The sequence below is a fragment of the Mycobacterium sp. genome (assembly GCF_052144515.1).
Classification (GTDB): Bacteria; Actinomycetota; Actinomycetes; order Mycobacteriales; family Mycobacteriaceae; genus Mycobacterium.
Genome location: NZ_JBKQQD010000573.1, coordinates 1 through 3,086 on the forward strand (window position 1 = coordinate 1; position 3,086 = coordinate 3,086).

A 3,086-nucleotide genomic window follows, 5' to 3' on the forward strand; every position below is an offset into this window, starting at 1 on the left:
TGGTGACCGAGCCGAGCAGGAAGCGCCGCACCGGCCCCCTGCCGTGCGTGGGCAGCATCACCAGATCGGTCGATTGATGCTGGACCACGTCGTGGATCACGCTGCCCGGCTCGCCGCACACCGCCAGACACGAGACCGGCTGGCCGGGGAAATTGCGCTCGGCAAAGCCGTGCAGTTGTTCTTCTTGGATCGATTGGGCCTGCGCGGGAAGCTCAGGGTCGGCGATCGGGAGCTCGCTATAGGACAGCGCTTCCGGGCCGAACGCATGCACCAAGGTCAAGTCGCCCGGGAAATGCCTTAGAATATCTTTGACGCACGGGACTACCGCGAGGCATGGCTCGGAGTAATCCACCGGAAACAGAATCCGCCGGAAGGGTAACATAACCGCTCCTCCGTCCGAGAACACGCAGGTTCAGGGCCACAGATCAAGGACCACGCGCGACTGATCATAGTGGGGCAATTGATCGTAGTAAATCGGGTATGCCCGGGCGGCCGAATACGGTCGCTCCCGCCAACGCCGATCGGACGCTTCGAACGCCATATGACCCAAAGTTGGGGGATTTAGCCCATACCACCTCCCGGCTGGATGGTCTAACAGGGAAAATCCGTGGCGACCGGCGTGCTTTGTGGAAGAGCGTAACATTCGAGTTCGCACTATGTACGAGAAGGACGCGGTACGTTCATCCGCTGGGGGCGGAGTTATGAATTGGCTCAAACGCTACGGTAAGGCAGTATTAATAGGGTTAGTGGTTGCGGCGAGTTTGGCGAGCGCGCCAAAGCCGTATACCATCCATGAAAAGGCATACTATGCCGACGCACAGACCGTCGAGTTTGTAGCGCCAGGCTTGAACATCAACGTCACCGGGGCGTCGGTATCCTCGACAGGGACCATTACAGTAAACTTCACGCTGACGGACCCCAACGGTTTGCCTCTGGATATCAACGGGGTCTACACGCCGGGCGCGATTAGCCTGAGCTATATCGCCGCGGTTTTGCCCAACGGCCAGGAGGACTACACCGCGTATACCACGCGCGCAGCGGCGGCCACGGTGAGCTCACCGGCGATGGCGACCACCAACCAGCCGGGAGCGGATTCGGGCGGTGCCTTGACAACCACGGCCAACGGATATCAATACGTGTTCAAGACCACGGCGCCGTCAGGCTTTGACGCCACTGCGACGCATACGATTGGCATCTACGGCTCGCGCAACCTGACCGAGTACAACCTGGGCACCAATTACGCGAGCACGACCTACAACTTCGTGCCCAACGGATCGAAAGTGACGAACACGCACGATATCATCGAGACGGCCAGTTGCAATACCTGTCACGATCAACTCTCGGCGCACGGCGGATCGCGCCGCGGCATGCCCATGTGCGTGCTGTGCCACCAGCCGCAGCTTCTGGATCCCAACACCGGCGACACCCTGGACGCAAAGGTGTTTTTCCACAAACTGCATATGGGCGCCAGCCTGCCCAGCGTGGTCGCCGGAGGGCAGTACATCCCGTCGATCACCTCGCACGGGTCCCCTAACTATTCGACGGTGGTGTTTCCAGCCGACCCGGGCGATCCGCGGCGTTGCACGGTGTGCCACTCGCAATCGACCGGCGCGGCGCAGAAGACCGCGTATCTGACCAATCCGGGGCAAGCGCCCTGCGGCTCCTGTCATGACAATGTCAACTTCGCCACCGGCGCCAATCACCCCGGCGGCATCCAGGTCGACGACAAGCTGTGCGCGGACTGCCACATCCCGCAGGGTGACCTGGACTTTGACGCTTCCATCATGGGCGCGCACGTGGCTCCCACCGCCTCTACGTTGCTGAGCGGATTGAACGTGAAGATCACCGGCGTGTCCAACGGAGTAGCCGGAAAGACTCCGACGCTGACCTTCACGATGCTGAACACGGCCGGCGCGGCGGTGCCTTTGTCGACGCCGACCTTGTCGCTGTCGGCGACCATGACCGGCCCGACCACCGATTACGGCACCACCAATTTCGGAAGCGGCGTGACTACACCCGGCTACGTCACCGAAAGCATGACGACCGCGGCTACTTGCGCCTCCTCGGGCACTTGCACCTATACCTTCACGCACGCGATTCCCGCCAACGCTACTGGAACCTTTGGCATCGCCATTGAAGCGCGCCGGACCGACACCGTGCCGGAGCTGATCAACGGGGCTACGGTGCAAACCAGCATCGAATATGGGACGCCCAATCCGGTGACGTTCTTCTCGGTGGACGGATCGCCGTTGGCCAACCGCCGCACCGTCGTCGAGGAGGCCAATTGCAACGCCTGCCACGTGAACCTCCAGGTGCACGGCTCACTGCGCAACAATGTGCAGTACTGCGTGTTCTGCCACAATCCGAACAACACCGACGCTTCGCTGCGCAGCACCGACAAGACGCCCTCGATCGCCAACGCGCCGCCGCAGGGCATCAACTTCAACCTGATGGTGCACCGCATCCACTACGGCGTCAATCAACCCTCGACGCGGCCGTATATCATCGTCGGCTTCGGAGGCAGCACCAACAACTTCAGCGGCGTGCTGTTCCCGGGGCTAGGCCCTAGCGGCGCAGTCAACGACACCGCGAACTGCTCCTTCTGCCACGTCAACAGCTCGGAGCAGAACGACCTGGCGCTGACCGGCCTGAATCCGGTAACCGACCCGCAAGGGCCCATCAACCCGGTGCAGCCGTTTACCTCCGCCTGCACGGGCTGCCACATGGACATTGCGACGGCGTCGCATGCGCTGTCCAACACGACCTCGCTCGGTGAGGCGTGCAACGTCTGCCATGGCACCGGCGGAGCTTACGCAGTCGATCAGGTGCATGCGGAGTTCTAGCGCTCACCGGACCGGCGCAGTTATACATACGAATAGGGGACACGTCATGTTACGCTGCGCCGGTTTGATCTGGGCAGGGATCTTGCTGGGGGGCTTCGCACCGGCGCAAGCTTTCCAGCAGGCCCAAGCCCCTCAACAAGCGCCTGAGCCAGCCCCAACCTCCAAGCCAGCCCAGGCCTCCAAACAAGCGAAGAAAGCAGCGAAATCCGAGGCCGCTAAACCCACTGCCGCCGACTTCGCCGG

2 protein-coding genes and 1 pseudogene are annotated in these 3,086 nt (G+C 62.0%); 2 read left to right on the top strand and 1 reads right to left on the bottom strand.

Going from position 1 to position 3,086, the window contains the following annotated elements; translation table 11 throughout:
* Positions 1–352 (bottom strand): universal stress protein (locus ACLP9N_RS39750; protein ID WP_442412528.1); only part of this gene is annotated, 352 nt, incomplete at its 3' end.
* 493 nt (positions 353–845) lie between these two features.
* Between ACLP9N_RS39750 and ACLP9N_RS39755 the strand changes: the two genes are divergently transcribed.
* Both ACLP9N_RS39755 and ACLP9N_RS39760 read left to right on the top strand, forming a co-directional pair.
* Positions 846–2,843, top strand: coding sequence for an OmcA/MtrC family decaheme c-type cytochrome (locus tag ACLP9N_RS39755; RefSeq protein ID WP_442412529.1), 1,998 nt, complete (start codon positions 846–848; stop codon positions 2,841–2,843).
* A 46-nt stretch (positions 2,844–2,889) separates the two neighbouring features.
* Positions 2,890–3,086 (top strand): annotated as a pseudogene (locus ACLP9N_RS39760) (hypothetical protein); the annotation flags it as partial.